The 25,531-nt window shown below is 70.6% G+C and carries 25 protein-coding genes; 20 read left to right on the top strand and 5 right to left on the bottom strand.

Annotation, left to right across the window (positions count from 1 at the left end):
- Position 1 precedes the first annotated feature (1 nt).
- From cheB to GSE44_RS01155, 9 genes are all read left to right on the top strand, one after another.
- Entirely contained in the window at positions 2-1,057 is a 1,056-nt protein-coding gene (gene cheB, locus GSE44_RS01195; RefSeq protein ID WP_159346438.1) for a chemotaxis-specific protein-glutamate methyltransferase CheB, read from the top strand.
- On the top strand, positions 1,054-2,823 hold the full coding sequence (locus tag GSE44_RS01190) for a hybrid sensor histidine kinase/response regulator (protein WP_235924486.1): 1,770 nt from the start codon (positions 1,054-1,056) through the stop codon (positions 2,821-2,823). The genes cheB and GSE44_RS01190 overlap by 4 nt, the downstream gene beginning before the upstream one ends.
- The gene (locus tag GSE44_RS01185) at positions 2,820-4,757 is read left to right on the top strand and encodes a response regulator (protein ID WP_235924485.1); all 1,938 of its coding nucleotides are present in this window, start codon (positions 2,820-2,822) and stop codon (positions 4,755-4,757) included. Before GSE44_RS01190 ends, GSE44_RS01185 begins: the two co-directional genes overlap by 4 nt.
- A gap of 587 nt (positions 4,758-5,344) precedes the next feature.
- Complete coding sequence (locus tag GSE44_RS01180; protein ID WP_159346436.1) at positions 5,345-6,469, top strand: TRAP transporter substrate-binding protein; 1,125 nt, start codon at positions 5,345-5,347, stop codon at positions 6,467-6,469.
- A gap of 39 nt (positions 6,470-6,508) precedes the next feature.
- Entirely contained in the window at positions 6,509-7,057 is a 549-nt protein-coding gene (locus GSE44_RS01175) for a TRAP transporter small permease subunit (RefSeq protein WP_159346434.1), read from the top strand.
- Between the two features lie 31 nt (positions 7,058-7,088).
- Positions 7,089-8,498, top strand: a complete 1,410-nt coding sequence (locus tag GSE44_RS01170; protein WP_159346432.1) for a TRAP transporter large permease — start codon at positions 7,089-7,091, stop codon at positions 8,496-8,498.
- A 2-nt stretch (positions 8,499-8,500) separates the two neighbouring features.
- Positions 8,501-9,205: a GTPase gene (locus tag GSE44_RS01165; RefSeq protein WP_159346430.1), complete on the top strand. Its 705-nt coding sequence runs from the start codon at positions 8,501-8,503 to the stop codon at positions 9,203-9,205.
- A 142-nt stretch (positions 9,206-9,347) separates the two neighbouring features.
- A complete protein-coding gene (locus GSE44_RS01160; protein WP_159346428.1) occupies positions 9,348-10,019 on the top strand; it encodes a hypothetical protein in 672 nt (223 codons plus the stop codon).
- Positions 10,020-10,150: 131 nt separating this feature from the next.
- Entirely contained in the window at positions 10,151-10,474 is a 324-nt protein-coding gene (locus tag GSE44_RS01155) for a DUF1330 domain-containing protein (protein ID WP_159346426.1), read from the top strand.
- Here GSE44_RS01155 and GSE44_RS01150 read toward each other — a convergent pair.
- Positions 10,471-11,187, bottom strand: a complete 717-nt coding sequence (locus tag GSE44_RS01150; protein ID WP_159346424.1) for a hypothetical protein — start codon at positions 11,185-11,187, stop codon at positions 10,471-10,473. The genes GSE44_RS01155 and GSE44_RS01150 overlap by 4 nt on opposite strands.
- On the opposite strand from GSE44_RS01150, the gene GSE44_RS01145 reads away from it, so the two are divergent.
- Entirely contained in the window at positions 11,186-12,637 is a 1,452-nt protein-coding gene (locus tag GSE44_RS01145) for a GTPase (protein ID WP_159346422.1), read from the top strand. The genes GSE44_RS01150 and GSE44_RS01145 overlap by 2 nt on opposite strands.
- A 66-nt stretch (positions 12,638-12,703) precedes the next feature.
- Positions 12,704-13,639, top strand: a complete 936-nt coding sequence (locus GSE44_RS01140; protein WP_235924505.1) for a 2-hydroxyacid dehydrogenase — start codon at positions 12,704-12,706, stop codon at positions 13,637-13,639.
- A 73-nt stretch (positions 13,640-13,712) separates the two neighbouring features.
- Here GSE44_RS01140 and GSE44_RS01135 read toward each other — a convergent pair whose 3' ends face one another.
- Positions 13,713-14,519: an aspartate dehydrogenase gene (locus GSE44_RS01135; protein WP_159346418.1), complete on the bottom strand. Its 807-nt coding sequence runs from the start codon at positions 14,517-14,519 to the stop codon at positions 13,713-13,715.
- Positions 14,520-14,770: 251 nt separating this feature from the next.
- On the opposite strand from GSE44_RS01135, the gene GSE44_RS01130 reads away from it, so the two are divergent.
- Complete coding sequence (locus tag GSE44_RS01130; protein ID WP_159346416.1) at positions 14,771-15,157, top strand: response regulator transcription factor; 387 nt, start codon at positions 14,771-14,773, stop codon at positions 15,155-15,157.
- 3 nt (positions 15,158-15,160) lie between these two features.
- Here the strand turns inward: GSE44_RS01130 and GSE44_RS01125 are convergent, their stop codons facing one another.
- Positions 15,161-16,006 carry an aldo/keto reductase gene (locus tag GSE44_RS01125; protein ID WP_159346414.1) on the bottom strand — a complete coding sequence of 282 codons (846 nt, stop codon included), beginning with the start codon at positions 16,004-16,006 and terminating at the stop codon, positions 15,161-15,163.
- Positions 16,007-16,080: 74 nt separating this feature from the next.
- Between GSE44_RS01125 and GSE44_RS01120 the strand changes: the two genes are divergently transcribed.
- The 3 genes from GSE44_RS01120 to GSE44_RS01110 are packed head-to-tail and all read left to right on the top strand — an operon-like array spanning position 16,081 to position 17,834.
- A complete protein-coding gene (locus GSE44_RS01120; RefSeq protein ID WP_159346412.1) occupies positions 16,081-16,740 on the top strand; it encodes a hypothetical protein in 660 nt (219 codons plus the stop codon).
- A 48-nt stretch (positions 16,741-16,788) separates the two neighbouring features.
- Positions 16,789-17,358 (top strand): hypothetical protein, encoded by a 570-nt coding sequence (locus GSE44_RS01115; protein WP_201305868.1) that lies wholly within the window; start codon positions 16,789-16,791, stop codon positions 17,356-17,358.
- Positions 17,355-17,834, top strand: coding sequence for a hypothetical protein (locus tag GSE44_RS01110; RefSeq protein WP_201305867.1), 480 nt, complete (start codon positions 17,355-17,357; stop codon positions 17,832-17,834). The genes GSE44_RS01115 and GSE44_RS01110 overlap by 4 nt, the downstream gene beginning before the upstream one ends.
- A gap of 54 nt (positions 17,835-17,888) precedes the next feature.
- On the opposite strand, the gene GSE44_RS01105 is transcribed toward GSE44_RS01110, so the two are convergent.
- Together GSE44_RS01105 and GSE44_RS01100 are read right to left on the bottom strand one after the other, a co-directional pair.
- The gene (locus GSE44_RS01105) at positions 17,889-18,593 is read right to left on the bottom strand and encodes a TVP38/TMEM64 family protein (RefSeq protein WP_235924484.1); all 705 of its coding nucleotides are present in this window, start codon (positions 18,591-18,593) and stop codon (positions 17,889-17,891) included.
- Between the two features lie 8 nt (positions 18,594-18,601).
- Positions 18,602-19,408, bottom strand: coding sequence for a glycosyltransferase family 2 protein (locus GSE44_RS01100; RefSeq protein ID WP_159346410.1), 807 nt, complete (start codon positions 19,406-19,408; stop codon positions 18,602-18,604).
- A 173-nt stretch (positions 19,409-19,581) separates the two neighbouring features.
- Between GSE44_RS01100 and GSE44_RS01095 the strand changes: the two genes are divergently transcribed.
- Genes GSE44_RS01095 through GSE44_RS01075 form a run of 5 tightly spaced genes read left to right on the top strand, consistent with a single transcriptional unit; the run spans position 19,582 to position 25,526 of the window.
- Entirely contained in the window at positions 19,582-20,676 is a 1,095-nt protein-coding gene (locus GSE44_RS01095; RefSeq protein ID WP_159346822.1) for a COX15/CtaA family protein, read from the top strand.
- Positions 20,673-22,916, top strand: coding sequence for a sensor histidine kinase (locus GSE44_RS01090; protein WP_159346408.1), 2,244 nt, complete (start codon positions 20,673-20,675; stop codon positions 22,914-22,916). Before GSE44_RS01095 ends, GSE44_RS01090 begins: the two co-directional genes overlap by 4 nt.
- A complete protein-coding gene (tldD, locus tag GSE44_RS01085) occupies positions 22,913-24,361 on the top strand; it encodes a metalloprotease TldD (RefSeq protein WP_159346407.1) in 1,449 nt (482 codons plus the stop codon). Before GSE44_RS01090 ends, tldD begins: the two co-directional genes overlap by 4 nt.
- A 5-nt stretch (positions 24,362-24,366) precedes the next feature.
- A complete protein-coding gene (locus GSE44_RS01080) occupies positions 24,367-25,077 on the top strand; it encodes a sulfite exporter TauE/SafE family protein (RefSeq protein ID WP_159346405.1) in 711 nt (236 codons plus the stop codon).
- Entirely contained in the window at positions 25,074-25,526 is a 453-nt protein-coding gene (locus GSE44_RS01075; RefSeq protein ID WP_159346403.1) for a GNAT family N-acetyltransferase, read from the top strand. The genes GSE44_RS01080 and GSE44_RS01075 overlap by 4 nt, the downstream gene beginning before the upstream one ends.
- Positions 25,527-25,531 lie beyond the last annotated feature (5 nt).

Genomic DNA, 25,531 nt, shown 5'->3' with positions numbered 1-25,531 from the left:
CTTGAACAAGCCTGTGCGCGTGATGATCGTCGAGGACAGTGCCGTTGTGCGGCAGCTGCTGGCGCATATCGTCCTGCGCGATTCACGGCTGGAGCTGGCGGCCGCGGTGTCCTCCGCCGAGGAGGCGCTGGCGGAGCTGGAGCGGGTCCGGCCCGACGTCATCTCCATGGACATCCGCCTTCCCGGCATGGACGGGCTGGAGGCGACGCGCCAGATCATGACCCAGCGCCCCACCCCGATCGTCGTGATCGCCGATGCGGTGGAGGAGCGGGGCCTGCGGATCTCCATGAACGCCCTGCGGGCTGGGGCGCTTTCGGTGGTGGAGAAGCCACTCGGCCCCTCGCGCGGGGGCTGGGAGCAGGTGGCGGAATCCATCTGCACGCAGCTTTATATCATGAGCCAGGTGCCCGTGATCCGGCAGCGCTCGCCGCAGCGGCCCGGCGCTCCCGCGCCGCACCCCGAGGAAAACCTGGCCTTGCCGGCCCGTCCCACGCTGGTGGGCATCGCCGCCTCCACCGGCGGACCGCCGGCCCTGGCTCGCGTGCTGGGCAGCCTGCCGGCTGATTTTCCCGTACCCATCCTGCTGGTGCAGCATATGGGCGCCCCCTTCATGGAAGGCTTTGCTAGCTGGCTGGATGGGCTTGTGGAGCCCCGGGTGATGCTGGCCGAGAACATGGTGCTTCCCCGCCCCGGCCATGTCTATGTCGCCCCGGGGGACCGGCATTTGGGCGTGACCACTGGCGGGCTGATGCAGGTGAGCGAGGCGCCGCCGGTGGGCGGCCAACGCCCGGCGGCGGATGTCATGTTCCAGACCATGGCCCGTGCGGTAGGGCCGCGCGGCCTCGGCATTCTGCTGACCGGTATGGGAGAGGATGGGGCACGAGGCCTTGCCGCCCTGCGGAACGCGGGCGGCCTGACGCTCGCCGAAGACGAGACGAGCGCAGTGGTTTATGGCATGCCAGCGGCGGCCGTGAGGCTGGGCGGGGTTTCAACCTCCCTGCCGCTCGAAGCGATTGGACCGCGTCTGCTGAAGGCCGTGGGAGCGAAGCGAGAGTGAGCGCCGAGACGGCAATGCGGAGGGAAACGACAGGCGAGGCCGCGCGCATCCTGCTCGTCGAGGACTCCGACACGCAGGCCCTCCAGCTCCGTCGGATGCTGGAGGGCGAGGGCTTCGCCGTGACCCGCGCCGCAACCGCCGAGGCCGCGCTGGAGGGGCTGAACGGCCCCCTCCCCGCCCTGGTGATCGCCGACTACCACCTGCCCGGCATGAACGGGGACGAGCTGGTGCGGCGGATCCGCCTGAACGTCCGCGCCCGCGCCCTGCCCGTCCTGATGCTCACCGACGCCCAGGGCGGCGCGCATGGCGGCGACCTGGAGCGCCAGGGACTGGAAAGCGGCGCCGATGCCTATGCGCCGAAATCGGCCGGACGGGAGCTGATCCTGCTGCGCCTGCGGGCCCTGCTTCGCCGCAATGCGGGGGATACGGAGGCGATGCCCGACGCCCCCGGCACCGCCTTCCGCCGTGCCCGCCTGCTGCTCGTGGACGACAGCCCGACGCACCGGCTCTGGCTCTCCTCCCTGCTGGCCGGAGACGGCGACAGCGTGGAGGCGGTGGGCAGCACCGAGGCGGAGGCGGCGGCGCTCCGGCTGGACGATCCCTGGGACGGGGTGCTGGTGAACCTGGCGGGTCTGGGACCCGAGGGGCTGGCGCTCTGCGGCCGGTTGGATGCGATCCGGGCCCAGGGCTCGGGCTTCCGCATCGTGGCGCTGGAGGGCGCGCGTGCCTCGCCCACGGCCGCCTTCGAGGCGGGGGCGGATGACGTGCTACCGGCCGAAGCGGGTGCCGAGGCCATCCGCCTGCGCGTGCGCGCCCTGGTCCGCCGCAAGCTTCTCCGGGAGGAGAACCGGCGCATCGAGGTCGCGATGCGCGAGCAGCTGCGCGAGGTGGAGCGCGCCCGGGCGGAAGCCGCCTCGGCGGAAGCCCGCGCCGCGCTGACAGGTGCGCTGGAGCGCGCCAATACCGAGCTGGAATCGACCAACAAGGCGTTGCGCGACACCCAGGGCAAGCTGGTGCAGGCCGCGAAAATGGCGTCGCTGGGCGAGTTGGTGGCCGGCATCGCGCATGAGATCAACAATCCGCTCGCCTTCATCCTGGCGCATCAGGGCACTGTGACGCGCCTGCTCGCGCAGGTGGCGCCGCGCGTCGCCGAGGATCCGGAGGCGCGGCAGGCGGTGGAGAAGGCCGCGCATCGGGCGGAATCCATGACGCTTGGCCTGCGTCGCATCCAGGAGCTCGTGCTGAATCTTCGGAAGTTCTCCCGACTGGATGAGGCCGGCGCGCAGGAGGTGGACGTGCCGGAAGCCATCAGCACCGTGCTGGTGCTGCTGACGCACAAGCTGTCCGACCGTATCGTGGTGGAACGGCACTTCGCGGCACCGCGCATCCTGCGCTGCTCGCCCGCCCTGCTGAACCAGGTGGTCATGAACATTATCGGCAATGCGGCGGATGCCATCGAAGGCACCGGCCGCGTCCGCGTGGCGACCCGCACCGAAGGCGAGGACTACGTCATCGAGGTTTCCGACACCGGCCCGGGCGTGCCCGAGGCGATCCGCGCCCGCATTTTCGAACCCTTCTTCACCACCAAGCCCGTCGGCTCCGGCACGGGGCTGGGCCTGTCCATCGCCTATGCGGTGGTGGAAGCGCATCACGGCAGCATCGCGGTGGACGATGCCCCCGGCGGTGGCGCCCGCTTCACCATCCACGTCCCGCTTGAGGGCCGCATCCCGCCCGAGGACCAGTTCCCGACGGAGGGCCCGGCGTGAGCGGCGGCACCGACACCGGCATCCGCACCGGCACCGGCACCGGCACCGGCACCGGCACCAAGGCTGGCCAGGGCGAAAGGGCGACCATCCTCCTCGTCGACGACGAGCCGGAGATCCTGACGGCCCTCACCGACCTGTTGGAGGACGAGTACGAGGTCGTCTCGACCACCCGGCCGGAGCAGGCGCTGAAGATGCTCGCGGGCGGGCTGCGCCCGACCGTGATCCTCTCCGACCAGCGCATGCCCGGCCTGACCGGCGACGCCTTCCTCGAACGCGCCCGCGCCTATTCGGACGCCGAGGCGCTGCTGCTGACCGGCTATGCCGAGCTGGACGCAGTGGTGGGGGCGCTGAATCGCGGCCGCATCGCCGGCTACACACCCAAGCCCTGGGAGCCGGCCGGGCTGCTCGCCATGGTGGCCGCGGCGCGGGACCGCCACGGGTTGCGCCAGGCGCTGGCGACGGAACGCGCCCTGCTGCGCGGCCTGCTGGACAACCTGCCCGACCAGCTGTCCTTCAAGGACCGCAACGGCCGGTTCCTGCGACTGAACGCGGCCAAGGCGGCCAGCCTCGGCTCCACGGTCGAAGCCTGCCTCGGGTGCTGCGAGAACGTGTTCCTGTCGCCGGCCGAGGCCGAGCGCCTGGCGCGGGCCGAGCGCGCGGCGGCGGTGGAAGGCGCCGTCTCGGAGTTGGTGGAGCAGCATGGCAGCGAAGACGGCACGGTGCGCTGGATGCAGACCAGCCGCATCCCCCTCGGCGATGGCGTGCTCGTCACCATCGCGCGCGACGTCACCGAGGCGCGGCAGATGGAGCAGCGGCTGCGCCAGGCGGACAAGATGCAGGCGCTGGGCACCATGGCCGGCGGCATCGCGCATGACTTCAACAATCTCCTCACCGCCATCCTCGGCAGTCTCCATCTCGCCGGACGGCGGGTGCGGGACGCGCCCGACCTGCAACGCCTGCTGCGCAACGCCACCATGGCGGCGGAGCGTGGATCGGCCCTGACGCGACGCCTGCTCTCCTTCTCGCGGCAGAACGAGCTGGCGCTGCGTACCGTCTCCGTGAACCGCCTCATCATCGGTATGGGCGACCTGCTGGCCCGGACCCTCGGTGGCACGGTCGAGCTGCGGCGGCGGCTTTCGGCCGATCCGGACACCGCGCGGGTGGACCCGGACCAGCTGGAGCTGGCGCTGCTCAACCTCTGCATCAACGCGCGGGACGCCATGCCGGGCGGCGGCGTGATCACCCTGACGACCCAGACGGTCGAACTGGAGGCGGAGGAGGTGGCGGAGGTGCCGGCCGGATCCTATGTCCGCGTCTCAGTCGCCGATTCCGGCACGGGGATGACGCCCGAGGTGCTGGCGCGGGTCTTCGAACCCTTCTTCACCACCAAGGACATCGGCAAGGGCACCGGGCTGGGCCTGCCCATGGTCTATGGGCTGGTGCGGCAATCCGGCGGCGGCGTGACGATCGATAGCGCACCCGGCGAAGGCACGCGCGTCATCCTCTACCTGCCCAGCGGCGGCGAGGAGACGGGCGGGGAGCGCGGGGACGAGGAAGAGACGCCCGCCACGCAGAACCCCGTGCGCGTGCTGGTGGTGGATGACGACGCGACGGTGCGCGAGGTGACGGCGGGCTTTCTCTCCGATCTTGGCCACGACACGGTAGAGGCCGCCGATGGCGACGCCGCGCTGCGCGTGCTGGAGACCGACCCTTCCGTGCGGCTGATGGTGGCGGATTTCGCCATGCCGCGTATGACCGGGGCCGAGTTGTCGGAGCGCGCGCGGGCGATGCGGCCGGACCTGCCGATCCTGCTCGTCACTGGCTATGCGGAGCTGGCGAAGCTCGCGGCGGGCATTCCTGTCCTGCACAAGCCCTATCGCCAGGCCGACCTGGCCGAGCAGGTGGCGATGCTGCTGGGCGTCACGGCGGCTTAGACAGGCCGCGGGCCGGAATGCCCGGCCCCAGTCTCTTCCGCCGCTTGCTCAAAGGCCAGGCAGGCGGTGCTGCGCGGCCTGGCTTGCCAGGGCGGCACCGGCCAGGGCAGCGATCTCGCGCAGCGCGGCGAGGGTGAGCGGCACCTGCGTCATAGCGCCATCCGCACCATGCAGGTGCAATGAAACCCGGTTGGTCCTTCCAGGATGGCGGCGGAGTGGACGGGGCGCAGCGCACGGGATGGGGCGGCGGGGAGCATCGGTGTGACCATCGGGGGTGGCCTCTTGCTGAGGGGTCGCCGGCTCTTCCGGCCCGCCCACGATTCCGGGTTCGTGATGAATGAAGGATGAATCGCGGCGCGGGTTCATGTCTCTCGCCTCGCCGCGTCCGGTACAGCCATCCCGGCACGCCGGAGGAGCGGACTGCCGCAGCATGGCAAGGGCGAAAGCCGGCGCCGTGGGCATGGACGGCGCGTAACATATAGCCTGCTCCCGAAGGCGCGATCTCGGCTAGGCAGCAGCCTTTCGGAAGGTTAATGGCGAAGGGAGCGCCCGCGCGCGACGGGCTGCCAATGGGAGCCAACATCCGAATGAACAGACGCCGCTTCGTCGCGGGTGCGCCGCTTGCCGCCGCCGCCGCGACCACGCTTGCTGCCCCTGCCCCTGCCCTGGCCCAGGCCGCGCCGGAACTCCGCTGGCGTTGCGCCTCCTCCTTCCCCAAGAGCCTCGATACGATCTATGGCGCAGGCGAGCATGTAGCGAAGCGCGTCGCCGCGCTGACCGACGGCAAGTTCCAGATCCGCATGTTCGCGGCCGGCGAGATCGTGCCGGCCTTCGGGACGGTGGACGCGGTGCAGCAGGGCAACATCGAATGCGCTCACACTGCCTCCTACTACTTCACCGGCAAGGACCCGACCTTTGCCTTCGATGGCACCGTTCCCTTCGGCATGAACTTCCGCCAGCTCAACGCCTGGCTGAACGCCGGCGGCGGCCATGAGGTGCTGCGCGAGTTCTTCGAAGGCTACAACATCGTCTCCCTCCAGGCCGGCAACACGGGCGCCCAGATGGGCGGCTGGTTCCGTAAGGAGATCAAGACCGTCCAGGACCTCAACGGGCTGAAGTTCCGCATCGGCGGCTTCGCCGGCAACGTGGTCCAGAAGCTGGGTGCCGTGCCGCAGCAGATCGCCGGCGGCGACATCTACGCCTCGCTGGAGCGCGGGACGATCGATGCCGCCGAGTGGATCGGCCCCCATGACGACGAGAAGCTCGGCTTCAACCGCGTCGCGCCCTACTACTACTATCCGGGCTGGTGGGAAGGCGGGCTGAACCTGTCCTTCCACATCAACAAGGCGAAGTTCGACGAGCTGCCGCAGCTCTACAAGGATGCGCTGCAGAGCGCCTGCCGCGACGCGACGATCGAGACCATCGCCAAGTACGACGCGCAGAACCCGGCCGCGCTGCGCCGCCTGCTGGCCGCCGGCACGCAGCTCCGTGCCTTCCCGCGCGAGGTGATGCAGGCCTGCTATCGCGCGACCTTTGAACTGTACGACGAGACCGCGGCCGCGAACCCGCGCTTCAAAAAGGTGTACGATCACTTCAAGGCGTTCCGCGACACCCAGCTCCAGTGGTTCCGGGTGGCGGAGAACTCCTATGACAGCTTCGTCTACCTGATGCAGGCGCAGGAACAGCAGCAGGCGGCCCAGCAGCGCCGCTGAGGCGCGGCCCAGAGAACCTGGCCGAGGATTAGGAATACGATGAAGCCCCTGCTCGCCTTTTCCCGCGTGGTGGATGACGTCAATGCGCTGTTCGGCCGCGCGGCGGACTGGATGACGCTGCTGGCCTGCCTGATCAGCGCGGGCAATGCCTTCATGCGCTACGGCATCTCCTATTCGTCCAATGCCTGGCTGGAGGTGCAGTGGTATCTCTTCGCGGGGATGGTGATGCTGGGGGCGTCCTACACGCTGTTCCGCAACGAGCATGTACGGGTGGATATCGTCTTCGGCAGCGTCTCGGAGCGGGTGCGGCTGTGGATCGACATTCTGGGGATCATCGTCTTCCTCCTTCCGGCGATGATCCTCCTGGCTTGGATGACCTGGCCCTTCTTCCTGGACAGCTGGCAGCGCATGGAGGGCAGCCAGAACGCGGGCGGCCTGCTGCGCTGGCCGGTCAAGATCCTGCTGCCGCTCGGCTTCTTCATGATCGCGCTGCAGGGTCTTTCCGAGTTGATCAAGCGCATTGCCCTGCTGCGTGGCCTGCGGCCGGCGAGCGAAGCGGTCGTCGCCTACGAGCGCCCTCTGCAGTGAACCACCAGACGACGACCGGACGGAACTTCTCATGACCTTGGACGTGATGCCTCCGCTGATGTTCAGCGGGCTGGTGGTGTTCCTGCTCATCGGCTTCCCCGTGGCCTTCTCCCTGGCCGCGGTGGGACTGTTCTTCGGCTTCATCTCGATCGAGCTGGGCTTCTTCACCACGGCCTATCTTGGCAACCTGCCGCTGCGTGTCTTCGGCATCCTGTCGAACGACCTGCTGCTCTCCATCCCCTTCTTCACCCTTATGGGCGCCATCCTGGAGCGCTGCGGGCTGGCGGAGGACCTGCTGGAGGGAACCGGGCAGCTCTTCGGCAAGATCCCGGGCGGCCTCGCCTATGCCGTCATCCTGGTGGGCGCGGTGCTCGGCGCCATCACCGGCACGGTGGCGGCCTCGGTCATCGCCATGGGCATGATCAGCCTGCCGATCATGATCCGCTACGGCTACGACATGCGGATCGCCACGGGCGTGATCGCGGCTTCGGGCACCATCACCCAGCTGATCCCGCCCAGCCTCGTACTGATCGTGCTGGGTGACCAGCTCGGCCGCTCGGTGGGCGACATGTATGCGGGGGCGATCGGGCCCTCGATCCTGCAGATCCTGCTGTTCATCCTGTTCATCGTGGGCGTCTCGATCTTCGCGCCGCACAAGGTCCCGCCCCTGCCGCCCGAGGCGCTGGGCGTGCGCGGCTGGCCGCTCTACTGGCGCGTGGCGAAGGGCATGGTTCCTTCCATCGTGCTGATCTTCCTCGTGCTCGGCACGATCTTCATGGGCCTTGCCACGCCGACGGAAGCCGGCGCCATGGGCACGGTGGGCGCGATCGCGCTGGCGGTGATCAATGGCCGCTATTCCTGGAAGCTGCTGCGCGAGGCGATGGGCAACACGATGCGGATCACCGCCATGGTGATCTTCATCCTGATCGGCGCCACCGTCTTCTCCCTGGTGTTCCAGGGGGTGGATGGCGGGATTTGGCTGGAGCACCTGATGTCGCATCTGCCGGGCGGGCAGGTCGGCTTCCTGGTCTTCGTCAACATCTTTGTCTTCTTCCTGGCCTTCTTCCTCGACTTCTTCGAAATCGCCTTCATCATCGTGCCGCTGCTGGCGCCGGTCGCCGCCAAGCTGGGCATCGACCTCGTGTGGTTCGGCGTCTTGCTCTGCATCAACCTGCAAACCAGCTTCATGCACCCGCCCTTCGGCTTCGCCCTGTTCTACCTGCGCGGCATCGCGCCGAAGAGCGTGCTGTCGCGCGACATCTACTGGGGCGCGGTGCCCTGGCTGCTGCTGCAGATCGTGCTGGTGGCGGTCGTGATCCTTTGGCCGGGGAGCGTGACCTACTGGATCGACAGGGGCACGGGCGTGGATCCGAGCACCGTCCGCATCGAGGTCCCGATGCCGGACATGGGCGAGGAGCCGCCCCCCATCACCTTCAACTGAGGATGGCGAGGATTCTCCAAAGGGCCTGGGAGGCGCTCCGCGGCGCCATCCCAGGCCTTTCCCGTTCCAGGGCCACCGCCGCGCCGGACTGGGCGGCGGATCATGCGCGGATCCTGCTGGTCGGACCGAGCGGGGCCGGCAAAAGCACGCTGGTGAACGCGCTGCTCGGCGGTGACGTGGCCGCGGTTGGCGCCGGCGCACCGGTGACCCGTGGCACGCAGTGGTACGGGCGGGACTCCGCCTTGCCGGTCGCACTGGGCGACACGCGGGGGCTGGAGGCGGCGGAGAGCGCGGACCAGGTGGCGGCGCTGGAAGCCTCGCTGGCAGCCCTTGGCCCGGCACGCCGGCCACATCTCGTCTGGCTGGTGCTGAATGCGGAGGGCGGGCGGGCCTTCTCGGGGGAGGGAACGCTGAGCGCCATGGCCACCACGCTGCGCAAGGCCGGCATCCCGTCGCTGGTCGTGCTGACCCATGCGGAGCCGGGCGCCACCGCGCATAGCGGGCTGCGCCGGCGGATCGCGCAGACCATGGGCGATGCACGGCTCATCGCGGTGAACACCGAGCCGACACGCGCGCCCGATGGCACCGTGCTGATTCCCCGCCATGGGCTGGAGATGCTGCGGCAGGCTTCGGCGGAGTTGCTTCCGGACACGGCCCGGCGCTGGGCGGGCGCAGCGGAGCCCGGCGGAACACACGGCGCTTCCTGACCGCCGCCTACCGCTGGCCGCTGCGTTTCACACAACGATCTCAATCCGCATCCAGAACATACCACCTCCTCGATGGAGCGGCTTCCAGCGCCGCTGCGCATCGCATATTCCGTTCCGGATCATCACTGAGGAACGTCCATCCATGGCGCTGGCCGGAATCAACGAACAGGAAATGCGGGCGATCGCCCGGGATCTGGCGCGCAACGTGGCGCCGCTCGCGGGCAACTGGATGCTTGCCGGCAGCGCGGCGATGGCGGCCGTCCGCCGGCGCATGCCGCACGGCGCCAGCAACCGCTTCCTTTCCGATCCTGGTGCCTTCAAGCAGGGATTCGATCCGCTGGGCCTGGGCTCGCTCGTCAAGGAGGTGAGCCGCGTCCTCGATGCGCGTTCCGCCAACAGTGCAATCGACTCCATCCTCGACAGTTGGAAGATCGACCTCAGCAACCCGATGAAGCCCTGGGACCCGATTCGCGTCGAAATGACCGAGGCCACCGGCTATCTCGCCCTCACCAAGGGCGGCGGAAACTGCCAGTACCAGGCGGCCGCCACCTTCCTGGTGCTGAAGGCTGCCGGGGTGAAGCCGGTCGATGTCATCTGGATCTTCACCCGCAGCGGCTCGCCGAAGCACGCCGCCTGCGTCATCGGCATCCATGACGGGTTTCGGAATCCCTGCGAGCCCGAGGTCGCCGGCTGGCGGCCGACGGCGGTGACCGCCGACACCTGGGAGCATGATCGGTCGGAACCGGCCTCGGTCCTGGCCGAGCGGTACTCCCCGCATGAGCACCGCTTCTACTCCTTCGCGCGCCACGCCTGAGGCTCCCGGAGCCGGCGGCCTGCAACCCGCACCCCCTTCCCTGCTGAAGCGACCAGCGTCCATGACCTCCCAGGTCATGGACCGCCGCGACCCGGGGAACAGGCTGCCCCGGTCCACGAGGGAGACCGATCATGCCTGCCTATGCCGCCGCCCATCTGCGCGATGTCTCGATGGGTCCCGAGATCGCCGAATACCTCCGGCGCATCGACGACACGCTCCGCCCCTATGGCGGCCGCTTCCTGATCCATGGCGGCGTGCCGGAGGTGAAGGAGGGCGACTGGAGCGGGGATCTCGTGGTCATCGAGTTCCCGGATCTCGACCATGCCCGCGCCTGGTACGCCTCACCCGCCTACCAGGCCATCCTGCCCCTGCGCACCCGGAACGCGCTGGGCGAGGCCATCGTGGTCGATGGCGTGGCCGAGGGGCACCGGGCGACGGATATCCTGGAGAGCTAACCGCCCATGCCGCCGCGGAAGGGCAGCATCAGCAACTCCCACCACGCCATATGGGCCACACCGTAGAGTCCGGCCTTCCACATCAGCGCCGAGCGGAAGCCGAACATGACCACCAGCATCGGCAACAGGCCAAGGGCCGCGGTCCAGAGCAGCTCCCGGCGCACCTGCCGGCCCAGGGCATCGGCCAAGGCCAGCGCCACGCGGTCCCGGTCGTCCTGATAGACCACCCGCGCCAGCCGCAGCCCGAGGCGGGGGACCAGGGAGGCGGCGCGGCCAATCTCGTTCATCTTCGCTTCCAGCTGGGTGATGGCATAGCGGGCGATGACGAAGAGGGCGAAGCGGAACACCGGCGCGCCGCGCAGCAACACCAGTGCTCGCGCCAGCGGCCAGGCGGAGACGATGCCCCGCGCGAAATGCACGAGGTACCAGAGCAGCACCGCCCCGGCCGCGGCCAGCGCCCAGGTGATGCTGGGCAGGTAGGGCGCGACAGCCGCCAGCACGAAGAAGACCGCCGTGACCGAGATCGCGACCAGCGCCTCCTCGGCGACGTAGCGGAACACGGCATTGCCGATGAAGGCCTCCACGGCCGGTTCCAGCTCGGCCGCCAGTTCCGCTTCGCTGCCCGCCAGCAGGGCAGCGATGAGGGAGCCGCTGTCGCCCTCCGAGGATGGCGCGGCGAGGCGGGGCGCCTCAGGTTGGACGGGAGCGGCCATGCTGGGCAGACTCCTCCCGATGCGCAGCAAGCCCGTCAAGACGGATCCGATCGAGATCGCGCTGGACCATGCCCGCCGGGCCGTGGCCGGGGGCGATCCTCTGCCCCTCCTACTGCTTTGCACCAGGCGGGAGCGCGAGGAAATCGCAGCCGCCGCAGGGCTGACGGAGATGGAACCGCTGCCCCTCGCCAGCGCCCTGCGCCCCCTGCTGGTGGAAGGCGCCGGCGCCCCGGGCGCGCTGCTCGCGCTGCTGACGGCGCTGCGGGTGCGGAAGCTCTCGGCGCTGGGGGATACGGCACCGGTGGTGCGCGGCTTCACCCGCCCGGCGCCGCGGCGGGGTAGCTGGGTCGGGCGGTTGCTCGGCCGCGGCGCCACTGTGCTGGATGATGTCGTCGGCGCCGTGCCGGGGGTGGAGGAGCGGCTGGCCGGGATGCAGCGATGCAACGTGCTGCTCGCCGGGCGCTCCGGCGCGGGCAAGAGCACGCTGGTGAACGCCGTCTTCGGCCGCGTGGTGGCGGAGACCGGCGAAGGCGCACCGGTTTCCGCCGCCGCTGCCTGGTACCGCCACCCCTGCGCGCCGCTGCACCTGGCCGATACGCGCGGGCTGGAGCCCGGAGCCTATCGCGAGACGCGGGAGGCGGTGGAGGCGGAGCTGACGCGTCTGGCGACGCTGCCGGAGGAGGAACGGCTGCACCTTGCCTGGCTTTGCATCGACGCGGCGGGGGAGCGGGTGGAGCCGGCCGACCAGGATCTGGCGGCGCTGCTGACGCGTCAGGGCGTGCCGGTGATCGTCGTGCTGACCAAGGCCTGGGCCGAGGACCGCCTTTCGGATGCGGCGAGGACCCTGCTTCCCGAGGCGCGGGCGGTGCTGCGCGTGGTGGCAGCGCCGCGCCTCTTTCACGGTGGCGCGCGGGTGGAGGCGCAGGGGCTGGAGGCGCTGGTGGAGGAAACCGTGGCGGCCCTGCCGGAAGGCCGCCGCGCGGCGGCGGCGGCAGCCAACCTCGTGGCGCTTGGGCCGAAGATCGCCGAGGCGGAGGCCGCCATCGCCGCCCATGCCCGCGTCGCCGCGGCCCTGTCGGCGACCCCCATTCCCTTTGCCGATGCCGCGCTGCTCTTCGGCGTACAGGCCAAGATGATCGTGGACGTGACCATGCGCATGGGCACGCCAGCCGAGGAGATGCCGCTCAAGGCCGTGGCCGCCGCACTGCTCGGCCCCGCCGCGGCAGGAATGGGCGGGCGCGTGGCGGCGCGCGCCCTCGGCACGCTGCTGAAATTCGTTCCCGGGGTGGGTACCGTCGCGGGTGGGGCAGTGAACGCGGCCGTGGCCTATGGGCTGACCACCGCGCTGGGGCAGGCTTATCTCGCCTTCCTGAAGGACCGCTGGGCCGTGCTGCAGCGACCGCCCACCCTGCAGGAGGTGGTGGCCTTCCTCGGGCGCTTCCGGGGGTAGCGCGCGCCGTCCGGCCGCCTCATGCTGCAGCGCACACTCCCTATTGGACGACTCGCCTTGAAGCCCGTGATCGTGACGACTCCGCGCCTTGCCGCATCTTTCATTGAGCGACTTGAGAAGCACTACACCGTGATCGGCCCGATCGCCGGCCTGGAACCCGGCGGGCTGCCGCCCGAGGCACGGGAGGCGAAGGCGCTCATCACCCTTGGCTCCTACGGCACACCGGATGCGCTGATGGCAGCACTCCCCTCCCTCGGCCTCATCCTCTGCTACGGCACCGGCTTCGAGGGGGTAGACCTGGAGGCCGCGCGGCGCCGGGGCGTGGCGGTGACCAATGCCGGCGATGCGAATGCCGAGACGGTGGCGGAATTCGCCATGGGCCTCACCCTCGCCACCGGCCGCAAGATCGTGGAAGGCGATCGCTACGTCCGCGATGGCCGCTGGAAGGGCAACGCCATTGAGCGCATGCCGCTGGTACCCGGCCTGCTGGGCAAGCGCATGGGCATCTATGGGCTCGGCGCCATCGGCCGGCGCGTGGCCACCCGCGCCGCGGCCTTCGGCATGCAGATCGGCTACCACAACCGCCGGCAGGTGCCCGACCTGCATTACGAGTACCACGATTCGCTGGAATCACTGGCGCGCTGGTGTGACGTGCTGATGGTCTCCGTGCGCGCGGCGGCGGAGAACCGCCATGCGGTGAACGCGCGGGTGCTCGCCGCGCTGGGGCCGCAGGGGCATGTGGTGAACATCTCGCGCGGGAGCGTGGTGGATACGGAAGCCCTCTGCGACGCGCTGGAGCGCCAGGGCGTCGCCGGCGCGGCCCTGGATGTCTACGAGCAGGAGCCGCATGTGCCGGAGCGCCTGCGCGCCATCCCGACCGCAGTGCTGACGCCGCATATCGGCGCCTATGCCGAGTCCGCGCAGGCGGTTCAGCAGCAGGTGGTGCTGGACAATCTCGAGGCCTTGCTGGCCGGGCGACCGTTGATGAACCAGGCCGCCTGATCGCGCCGAGCGCCGCACGAACCACAACTCGCTCCGGGAGAGGCGAAGCCTCCCCCGGAGTTGTCGCGCGACGTCAGGTCCCGACCCGCAGCGGCGCGCCCATCTTGCGCAGGCAGGCGATGACCGAAAGCGCGGTGATGCGCCCGGTCTTCGGATTCTCGCTCGGAATGTTCTCGATCGACATAGAGAAACTCGCGGAATCCGCCTCCACCTCGATGCGGTGCGTGTTGCGGGTCAGCGCCGGATCGGCCCAGATCTCCAGCTCCGTGCGGTCCGGTCCGATCCCGGCGAGGGACAGCGCGACGGCCACGTTCAGATTGGCGGGGAAGCCGATCGCCGCTTCGCGCGGCGTGCCCTTGAAGATCCGCAGCGGCTCGCGGATGTCCTCGATGGCAATGTTGTTCTCGACGAGATAGGGCGCGCCGACGAGGCCGCGCACCGGCTTGCGCGTGACCATGCGCACGGAATGGATCGTGCCCTCCGCGGCGGCCACCACCGCGTCCAGCCCGATCAGCGCGCCGGTGGGCACGGTGATCTGTCCGCCATGCGTGCGGGCCAGATCGATCAGATGCTCGTTCCGCAACAGGGCGCCGGCGCTCAGCACCACCACGCCCTTGCCGGCGCGCAGGAAGGGCTCGGCGATGGCGGGCAGCAGGGCGGCGGGCGCGGCCTCCACCACGATATCGGCCAGGGGCTCCAGCTCCTCCACCGGCACGACCGGGACGGGGCGCGGCAGCCGCGCCTTCGCTGCCTCGACGTCACGCGCGGAAACCGCGGCGAGGACGCAGCCGGGCAGCCCGGCCTCCAGCGCCGCCACCATCGCCATGCCGACCGCGCCAAGCCCGGCCACGGCCACCCGCAAGGGCGGTCTGCTGCTCATCATGCTTCCTTTCGTCCGGTCCGGAGCGAGCCCCGGGCGAGCGGAGAACCAGATTTTCGCGGGCGCGTCACCTCCGTCCTGGCCGCCGGCGCGATTCACCCGGGTGAATCACGTCCGGAACGCCGCCGTCCTGCGGAGTGGATATGCGGCAACAGTCCTGCGTCATGCCCACGGGTTGGAATTTGTCGCAGAACGTTTTTGCGCCGGCGGCGTTAACTTAGGCGAACGACGGATAGAAGTAGGACCGAGCCATGCACAACGTGGTGGTGCTCGAAGATGACGATCTGGTGCGAGATGTCCTGACGGACATCATGGAGGCCGAGGGCTTCGTCGTGCGCCCGGCTGCCACGGCGGACGATGCCATTGCCCAGATCGATTCGGCCGGCGGCTGCGAACTTCTGCTGACCGATATTGACCTCGGGCCCGGCCCGAACGGCTTCGATGCCGCGAAGGCCGCCCAGGCGCGACATCCCTATCTGCCGATCATCTATCTCACCGGCCGCCCGGACCATGCCAATGACCGGCATTTCGGCCCGAAGGAGCGCTTCCTGCGCAAACCCTTCCGGACCCTGGATCTGGTGGATGCCATGCGGAGCCTCGGCGTGGTCTCGCCCACCTCCGGCTATGCGGCGGACTGAGGACTACAGCATTGCCAGCGCCTGTTTGCGCTTCGGCGGCCGGAAGGCGGCATCCAGATCCCGCAGGTCCTGCTCCGTCAGGACAATGTCCCGGGCTGCGGCATTCTCGCGCAGATGAGCGGGATCACTGGCTTTCGGTATAGCGATCACTCCCGGTTGGCGCAGGGTAAAGGCCAGAGCAATGGCGGCCGGGCCGGTTCCGTGACGCGCAGCAACGGCCTTCAGCGCCGGGTTCCGCAGCAGCCGCCCGCCCTGCCCCACCGGCGAATAGGCCATCACCGGCATGCCCAGGTCCCGGCAGAAGGGCAGCAGGTCGTATTCCGGCCCCCGCACCTCGAGATTGTAGAGCACCTGGTCGGTGGCGCAGTCCGGCAGGGCGGCACCCAGTTCCTCCAGGTCATCCACATCGAGGTTGAAGACACCCCAGCGGCGGATCTTCCCGGCCTCGATCAGCCGCTCGAAGGCCTCCACTGTCTCGGCCAGCGGCACGCCGCCGCGCCAGTGCAGGAGGTAAAGGTCGATCGCATCCACACCCATCCGGCGCAGGCTCGCCTCGCAGGCGCGGGCCATTCGGGCGCGGGAGGCGTTCTGCGGATAGACCTTGCTGACCAGGAAAGCCTCCTCCCGCCGCCCCGCGATGGCCTCGCGCACCACCTCCTCGGCGCCGCCATCGGCATACATCTCCGCCGTGTCGATCAGGGTCAGGCCCAGATCGAGGCCCAGCCGCAGCGCATCCGCCTCCGCCCGCCGGTCGGCGCCGCGCTCGCCCATGTGCCAGGTGCCCTGGCCGAGGGAGGGGACTTCCGTGCCATCGGGCAGGTGGACGCGCTTCGCGGGCTCCGGGGGCATCGGTGGTTTCCTTCGCATCGGCACTCGCGCGATCGCGCGACTCAGGCGGGCGGTTCCGTGCGAATGTGGGCGCCATGATCCGGCTTGTCGCCCTCCTCCTCCTGCTCGCCGCACCCGGCCTGGCCCAGTCCCCCAGCCAGGCCCAGGGCAAGGCCCCCCTGCCCGGCCAGGGCACCGAGACGATCGGCCCCTGGCTGCTCTCCTGCACGCTGGACCGGATGACCGACCGCTCGGAGTGCCGGATGCTGCATAGCCAGCCGGTGCAGCCCTCCTCGGCCGGGCTGGCGGCCCTGGCGCTGGAGATCGCAGATCGCGGCGGCCGGCTGGTGCCGGTAGTGACGGCGCGCGACCTGTCCCTGGAAGGCGCGGCACGCGGGGCGCTGGCCATCGCCGGCACGGTGCAGCTGCGCTTCCCGCCCAACCGCCTCTTTGAGCTGCCCTGTGGGCTGGAGGGGCGCTCCGTCGTCTGCGCACCGCGAGATGGTGACCTGGAACGGGCCGCCGCCGAGCTGCCGCGGGCGGATCGCGTGCTGGTGCGGGTGGGTGGCATGCTCGTGCCGGAGGCGCAGGCGATGCGCGAGCCAGTGGAACTGCGGCTTTCCGACACCACGGCTGCCCTGGCGCGTTTCCGGGCCCGCCAGCCAGAGGGCTCCGCCCCACCGGCCGCCCCGCCCGCCCTATGGGACCTGAGGGACATGCTGACGCGCCTGCTGGGGTTGCTGAATCCGCCTTGAGGGCATCCGGCGGTTGTGAAGCTGGCCAGCATGCGGCATGCGGGGGGCATGACGAAGGAAAGCCGGGAAGGCCCGATCACGGGCTGCCATTCGTTCAAGCCCTGCCGGGCCTTTCTGCTCCTGGCGCTCGCCGCCACCACCCTGCCCGCCTGCAGTGAGCTGCTGGGGGAGGGTACCTCCGCCGCGGCCGGTCTCGGGGGCGCGGCCATCGCCGATGCGATTGGCGCCAGCGCCACCGTGACCACCGGCATCGGCCTCGGTGTGCAGGCCGGGGCTCGGGCCGGGTTGCATTACGCGCAGCGGCGCGCCCATGGCCAGGCTCAGGCCCAGGTGGCCGAGGCGGCAGGCCCGCTGCCCGTGGGCGGCGTTGCCCGCTGGTCTATCCGCCATTCCGTGCCAATCGAGCCGGATGAGCAGGGCCAGGTCACTGTGGCGCGGCTGATCGGCGCCGGGCCGATCGCTTGCAAGGAGATCGTCTTCTCGGTCGATCCCGAACCGGGCAGCCGGAACGAGCCGCCGCCTCGCGCTTTCTACACGGCGACCATCTGCCGGGACGGCACGGCCTGGCGCTGGGCCTCGGCCGAACCCGCGACGGAGCGCTGGGGCAGCCTGCAGTGAGGGCGCGCCATGCCTTGGCGGCGCTGCTCCTCCTGCCCCTGGCCGGCTGCGGCTCGGCGGCGGAGCTGACGGGCGCCGTGGCCGGGATCGCCACCGGCGCCGCCTTCGCCAATCCGGCCGTGGGCTATGGCGTTGGCGTGGGAACCCAGGCAGCGACAGCGGCCGGCATCAACTGGGTCATGCGGAGCCGGCAGCGCGCGGAGCAGGATGCGGTGGCCGAGGTGATCGGCGACCTCACCCCCGGTGAGCAGCGCCCCTGGCGCATCGAGCACGACATCCCGATCGGCAACCAGCAGGGCGAGGTCCGGCTGGTGCGCGAGATGGACACGGCCCTCGCCCGCTGCCGCGAGGCGCTGTTCTCGGTGGAGGATGGCGAGGAACGGAAGTGGTTCCTCACCACCGCCTGCCGCCAGGGCGAGCGCTGGCGCTGGGCCTCAGCGGAACCTGCCACTGCACGCTGGGGCAGCCTGCACTAGCGCGCAGCCCGGCCGGCTTCACGCTCCGGGGCGGCCCGCCCAGCAGTATCTGGGCTAGCCCGCCGGCGGTTCCCGCTTCAGCAGCCAGACGCCGAGCGCGACCGAGACGAGGAACAGCAACGCGCCCAGGATAAGCTGCGCCGTCCGGTCCACCGCCACCCCATCACCGAGCAGCGCAAAGACCAGGGTCTGCGGGAGGTAGCCAAGGGCCGAGCCGGCGAGATAGGGCACGAGCCGCACGCTGGAGAGTCCAGCGAGCAGGTTCAGGGCCAGGTTGTTGCCCACTGGCAGCAGGCGCAGCGCCAGGGTGGCGCCAAAGGGACTCGAGACCAGCCGGTTGTGCAGCGGCCGCAGGTGCCGGCCGAAGCGGCCTTCCAGCCGCCGCGCCGCCCAGTCCCGCCCCAGCAGCCGCGCCCAGCCGAAGGAGACCGCGCAGCCGAGAAGCTGCGCCAGCAGGGCCAGGGCCGTGCCGATCGCCGCGCCGAAGGCATAGCCGCCAAGGAAGGCGACCGCCTGCCGGGGCAGGCCGGCAGCCGTGGCGGCTGTGCCGGCCAGGAGGAACAGCGCCTCGCCCCACAGCCCCTGGCCGCGGATCCAGTGATCCACCCATTCCATGCCGGTCTCGCCGCCCGGCGCCAAGCCGAGCGTGCGGATGATCCACCCGGCGACGCCGAGCCCGGCGGCCAGCACGGCCATCCGCCCGGCGGCACCCAGGGCGCGGCGTGTGCGGGTGGCCGGCGTGCCGCGCGCGGCGCTCACGGCGGCCCTCACCCCGGCCCCCGGGCGGCGGGCTCGTCCGGCAGAAGGCGCGGACGCGTCCAGCGGCGCTGCAGCCAGATCATGCCGAAGAGGTCCACGATGCCGACCGCCAGCCGGTCCAGCGTACCGTATTTCGAAACGCCCCGCGTGCGCGGGCGATGGCCCACCGGCTCGCTCACGACCCGCCCACCGCCGCGCAGAACCAGCGCGGGCAGGAAGCGGTGCATATGGTCGAAATGCGGAAGCGCCAGGAACAGCTCGCGCGGGAAGACCTTCAGCCCGCAGCCCGTATCCGGGGTGGCATCCCCCAGCAGCCGCGCCCGCACACGGTTTGCGATGCGGCTGGTGAAACGCTTCGTGGCCGTGTCCTTCCGCGTGGTGCGCCAGCCGGCCACCAGAGTGTCGCCGCCCTCCACCTGGGCACGGGCCCAGAGGCGGGGGATGTCGGCCGGGTCGTTCTGCCCGTCGCCATCCAGCGTGGCGATCCAGGGAGCCTGTGCCGCGCGGATGCCGGTGACAATGGCCGCCGACTGGCCGCAGGAGGCGGCGTGGCGGAGCAGCCGCACCGGTGCCGGGGCGGCGTACACGGCCTCGGCGGTGCCGTCGGTCGAGCCGTCATCCACATAGATGATCTCATGCGGCACGCCGGCCAGGGCGGCGGTGATCTCGGCCACGAGCGGGGCCACGTTCGGCGCCTCGTTCCGCACCGGCACGACCACGCTGATCAGGGGGCCGGCCAGGGCATCGGCCGGCGGCCCGCCGGCGGCCGGGGCGCCGTGCGCCTGGCGGTCGGGCGGAGAAAGGGGCGGGGACATGCGGCGGCGGGGGGTAGCAGGGGGCGGGGGGCACGTCCAGCGCTGGCCCCAAAGCCGTTAAGACGCCACAAGTGCCCGGCGGACCCGCGGACATCCGCCCCTTGCCCAGCATGCCGGACCATACTTCCCTGCGGTTGCGCGCCGCCCGTGGCTGCCCCCATCTGCCGGACACCATGCCCCTCGACGCCCAGCCCTCCTATCTCAGCACCGCTGCCACCCCAGCCGGCCGCACCCGCGCCGTGGCCTGGTGGCTGCTCGCCGTCGCGCTCATGGTCTGGGTGATGGTCGCGCTCGGCGGCGCAACGCGCCTGACCGGCTCAGGCCTGTCCATCATGGAATGGGCCCCGCTGCGCGGCACCCTGCCGCCGATGAGCGAGGCGGAGTGGCACCGCCTCTACGAGCTGTACCGCACCATCCCGCAATATGAGCTGGTGAACCGCGGCTTCGGGCTGGAGGGCTTCAAGGGCATCTTCTGGCTGGAGTGGACCCACCGGCTCTGGGGGCGGCTGATCGGCCTCGTCTATGCGGTTGGGCTCGCATGGTTCTGGCTGCGCGGCGCCATTCCGAAGGGCTACGGCAAGCGGCTCCTGCTGCTGCTGGCGCTGGGCGGGCTGCAGGGAGCGGTGGGCTGGTTCATGGTCGCCTCTGGCTTTGAGGCAGACCGGACCGCGGTCTCCCCTTGGCGGCTGGTGATCCATCTGGGCCTGGCGCTGCTGCTCTTCGCCATGCTGCTCTGGACCGCCCTCTCCCTGCTGCGGCCGCGGCCCGAATCGGGGGGTGACCTGCCCGGTGCGCGGGCGCTGCGCCCCCTCGCCCATGCTGCCGCGGGGCTCGTCGTGCTGGCAATGCTGGCCGGCGGCTTCGTCGCCGGGATCAAGGCGGGGCTCGACTACAACACCTTTCCGCTAATGGGCGGCCGGATCGTGCCGGAAGGCTATGGCGCGCTGACGCCATTCTCGCGCAACCTTGTTGCGAACGTCGCTGCCGTGCAGTTCAACCACCGTCTGCTCGCGACGCTGGCCGGGCTGGCGGTGTTGGCGCTGGGCGTCCTTGCCCTGCTTCGGCTGCCCGCCGGCACCGCGCGGGCGGCTGCCATGGGGTTCACGGGGGTGGTGATGCTGCAATACGGGCTCGGGGTCGCCACGCTGCTGCATGTCGTGCCCGTCTGGCTCGGCACGCTGCACCAGACGGTGGCCGTGGCCGTGCTAGGCGCCGCGCTGATCCTGCTGCACGCGCTGCGCCGGCCCCGCATGCGACTACCCGCTTGAGCAAGCCCCAACCGCCCCGCGATTCCCTGCCAAGCGCCGTCTTGGATGTGCTGCCGGCCGGCATCGCGATCTATGACGGCGAGGCGCGGCTGGTCTATGCCAACCCCGCGCTCTGGGCGCAGGCACAGCAGGATCTGGCGCCACTGCCGCCCGGCACACCGGTGGCCGCGGTGGCCGAGTTGCTGGCCCGTAGCGGGCATTACGGCCCGGGCGACCCCGCCGAGCACGCCGCGGGCGCCGCCGCACTGGACCGGCGACGGCCGCACCGGCGCCTGGCCCGCAATGAGTTCGGCCGCTGGCACGACCTGAGTAGCATGCCGCTGCCCGGCGGCGGCTTCGTGAGCCTTTCGGTGGATGTCACCGACGTGCGGCGGTCCGAGGCGGAGGCGGTGGAACATGCCGCTCTGCTCGACGCCATCCTGCAGCGCCTGGATACCGGCGTTTCGGTCAGCGACGAGCGTGCTCGCCTGACTTATTTCAACGGGGCCTATGGAAAGCTCCTCGGGGCAAAGCCCGGCGTGCTGCACCTCGGCATGACGCGCTACGCGCTGTCCGAAGACCTGCACGACACGAACGCGCTGAGTGGCCTTACCCCGGAGGAGCTGGAAGAAGTCCACCGCCTCGGGCTCCTGGAAACCGCCAGTTTCACCCGCTGCCGGCCGGATGGCTCGGTGCTGCGGGTCTGGGCCCGCCCAATTGCGGAAGGCGGCCTGCTGACCGAGGTGAACGACGTCACCGCCCTGGCACACGCGGAGCAGGCGGCGCAGGAGCGGGCGACGCTGCTGGACGGCGTGCTCTCCGCCCTGCCACATGGCGTCTGCGTCTATGGGCCAGACCGGCGCGTGCGGCTGGTGAATGCGTCCTACCAGCGGATCATGGCCGGCGCCGAGCTGGCGGTGGGGGACCACCAGACGGACATCACCATCCGCCGCCTCGCCGCGGGCGAATACGGCAACATGACCGAGGACGCGGTGCGCATGATGCAGCCCGAATTCGTCCTCTCCGAGGCCTATGAGCAGAGCCGGACGCGGCCGAACGGCACCGTTGTCTCCGTCCGCATTGCGCCGTTGCAGGATGGCGGGCAGGTGGTGGTGATCACCGACGTCACCGCCCGCGCCGAGGCGGAGGCCGAGGCGGTACGCCACTCCGCGACGCTGCGCGCCATGCTGGACAACCAGCCCGACGGCGTCGCGCTGTTCGACAGCGCGGGCTTCCTGATCGCCGCCAATGCATTGGCGGCCCGGATGACCGGCCTGACTGAGAAGGAGATGGTGCCGGGGCGCCACCTGTTGGACCTCCGCGCCCGCCAGCTGGCCGTGCACGAGCTTGGCGAGGAGGACGAGCGCGTCTTCGTCCACTCGCGCGGCGAGCGGGCCCTTGAGACCGGCAAGCGCTATATCCGCCGCCGCCCGGACGGCACGATCCTGGAGGTGCGGACCGATCTCACCCCCGATCGCGGCTTCATCCGCACCTATCGCGACGTCACCGAGGAGCGGCGCGCCCGGGCCGAGTTGGAAGCGGCGCGCGATGCGGCCGAGGCGGCCTCCCGCGCCAAGTCCGGCTTCCTGGCGACCATGACGCATGAGCTGCGCACGCCACTGCACGCCGTGATCGGCTTCTCGGAGGCAATCCTGGAGGAGAAGAAGCCGGAGCGGATGCAGGCCCATGCCGAGGAGGTGCTGGCCGCCGGCCGTCAGCTTCTGGGGCTGGTGGACGGGCTGCTGGAGGCGACGCGGATCGAATCCGGTACCCTTTCCCTGCGCGGTTCAGTCTTCGATCCCGCCTCGCTGCTGCGCGCTGCCGCCGCCTCGGCCCGCCTGGCGGCGAAGGAAGGACAGATCGAGCTCCGCATCGACGTGCCGGACATGCTGCCGCCCATGCGGGGGGATCAGGCGCGGATGCGGCAGGTGGTGGAGGCACTGCTCTCCAACGCCGTGAAGTTCACGCCCCTCGGCGGGCAGGTAGCGCTTTCGGCGGTCCCCACTCCCGAGGGCGGAAGCATCGCCACCGTCAGCGATACCGGCATCGGCATGGCGACCGAGGACATCCCCCGCGCCTTCGAGGCCTTCACCCAGCTCGAGGCCGGTCACACCCGCCGCTACCCTGGCTCCGGACTCGGCCTATATCTCGCACGAGCCCTGGCGGGCGCCATGGGGTTGACCCTGACCCTGGAGAGCGAGCCCGGCCGTGGGACCACCGCAAGGCTGGTCCTGCCGCCGGCAGAGGAGATTTCGGCATGACCCCCATCGCAGGCATCGGCACGCCGCTGGACACCACCGCGCGCCTGTTCTTCCGCGAGCTGGACACCGGGGAGGCCGGACGCATCACCGCCGAGGCCCTTTCGGGCGCCGAGGACGGGGAGCTGTTCCTGGAGTACCGCGAGAGCGAGATGCTGAGCCTGGAGGATGGCCGCATCCGTTCCGCCACCTTCGACACCAACCGCGGCTTCGGCCTGCGCGCTGTGCGCGGGGCGGCGGCGGCCTATGCCCATGCCGGCGAGATCTCGGCCCCTGCCCTGCGCCGTGCCGCGGAGGCCGTGCGTGGCCTGCCGGGCGAAGGCACGATCCGGGTGGCGGAGCCGCCGCGCGCGACCAATGCCCGGCTCTACGATGCCGCCAATCCGCTGCATGGCATGGATTTCCCCGCGAAATCCGCGCTGCTGGCCGAGATTGACGCCTTCGCCCGGGCGCGCGACCCGCGCGTGGTGCAGGTGATGGCCTCCCTCTACGGCGAATGGCAGGCCGTGCGGATCATGCGCGCGGATGGGCGCGAGGTGGCCGACCTGCGACCGCTGGTGCGGCTGAACGTCTCCGTCGTGGTGGAGCGGGACGGGCGGCGCGAGACCGGCAGCTACGGCATGGGCGGCCGCTTCAGCTACGACCGCGTGCTTGGCGAGGCCAGCTGGAAGGCCGCCGTGGATGAGGCGCTGCGCCAGGCGGTACTGAACCTCGACAGCATCCCGGCCCCGGCAGGGGAGATGGAGGTGGTGCTCGGCCCGGGCTGGCCCGGCATCCTGCTGCATGAGGCCATCGGCCACGGTCTCGAGGGCGACTTCAACCGCAAGGGCACATCCGCCTTCGCCGGGCTGATGGGCCAGCGGGTGGCGTCCAAGGGCGTGACGGTGGTGGATGACGGCACGCTACCCGACCGCCGCGGCTCGCTGACCGTGGACGACGAAGGCACGCCTTCCGGCCGCACCGTGATGATCGAGGACGGCATCCTCACCGGTCTCATCCAGGACCGGCAGAACGCCCGGCTGATGGGCGTGGCCCCCACCGGCAACGGCCGCCGCCAAAGCCATGCCCATACGCCGATGCCGCGCATGACCAACACGGTGATGCTGGGCGGCGACCATGCGCCGGAGGAAATCCTGCACAGCGTGAAGCGCGGCCTCTATGCCGTGAACTTCGGCGGCGGGCAGGTGGACATCACTTCCGGCAAGTTCGTCTTCTCGGCCAGCGAGGCCTACATGATCGAGGATGGGAAAATCGGTGCGCCGGTGAAAGGCGCGACGCTGATCGGCGACGGGCCGAGCGCCCTCACCCAGGTCTCGATGATCGGCAACGACATGTCGCTGGATGCCGGCATTGGCACCTGCGGCAAGCAGGGCCAGGGCGTGCCGGTGGGCGTGGGCCAGCCGACGCTGAAGATGACGGGGCTGACCATCGGCGGCACTGCCGTCTAGCGCTGGTGGGGATCGGGGAGCTCCTACTGGTCAACCTGGCGATCGGGCTCGCCACCATCGTGCAATTGGCGGCGGGGATCGGGATGAGTCTCGTGGGCGTGCCGATGCTGCTCCTCATCGATCCCCGGCTGGTGCCGGTGCCCTTCATCCTCTCGGCGCTGCTGCTGCTCTTCGGGCAGTGGCGTGCGGATGCGGGCGCTGTGCCGCCGGGGCTGTTGCGCCCGGCGGTGCTGGGCGTCGCAGCCGGCACGGCAGCGGGGATGGCACTGGCCGTCTACCGGCCCGAGCTTGCGACGCGGCAAGGTTATGGCATCGTGGTGCTGCTGGCGGTGGGACTGGCGGTCGCGATGCCGCGGCTGCGGGCGACTCCGCCCATGCTGGCCGGCGCGGCGCTGGTCTCGGGCGTGATGGGAGGGTTTTCCGGCGTGCATGGTCCACTGATGGGTCTGGCCGTCTCGCATCTGCCGGCCCAGGCGGTGCGCGGCTTCCTCGGGCTGTTCTGGCTGCTCGCCTATATCACCCTGCTGATCACGGCGATCCCGGCCGGACGGCTGGGCTGGGCGGAGCTGTGGTTGGCCCTGGTGCTGCTGCCTGGCATCGCCCTGGGGGCGGCGCTGTCCGGCCCGGCACGGCGCTGGCTGCAGGGGCCGCGGCCGCGCTGGGCGATCCTGGCGATCTCGGCGGCTGGCGGCATCGCGCTGGTGATGGCAGGATGAGTGCCCTCCGCCTCGCGCGGCCCGAAGAGGCCGAGGCCATCGCCGCGCTGGTGCAGCAGGCCTATGTCCAATACGTCCCGCTGCTCGGCCGCCGCCCGGCGCCGATGGACGACGACTTCGCGCTGCGCGTCGCGCATGCCCAGGCCTATGTGCTGGAACGGGACGGCGCCATCGTCGCCCTGGCGGTGCTCGAGGACCGCGGGGACCATCTGTGGATCGATAACCTGGCCGTGGAGCCGACGCTGCATGGCAGCGGCACCGGGCGCGCGCTGCTCGCCTTCGCGGAGGAGGAGGCACGCCGCCGCGGGCTGCGCGAGCTCCGGCTGCTGACCAATGAGCGCATGGAACGGAACCGCGTAATCTACGCGAAGGCCGGTTTCGTCGAGACGGAGCGGCGGGAAGAGAATGGCCTGCGCCGCGTCTACATGGCGCGCAGCCTATCGCCCTGAAAACC

It is taken from the genome of Muricoccus harenae, assembly GCF_009848505.1.
GTDB classification, from domain to species: Bacteria; Pseudomonadota; Alphaproteobacteria; order Acetobacterales; family Acetobacteraceae; genus Roseomonas; species Roseomonas harenae.
This window is presented reverse-complemented; position numbering and strand designations above follow the sequence as displayed.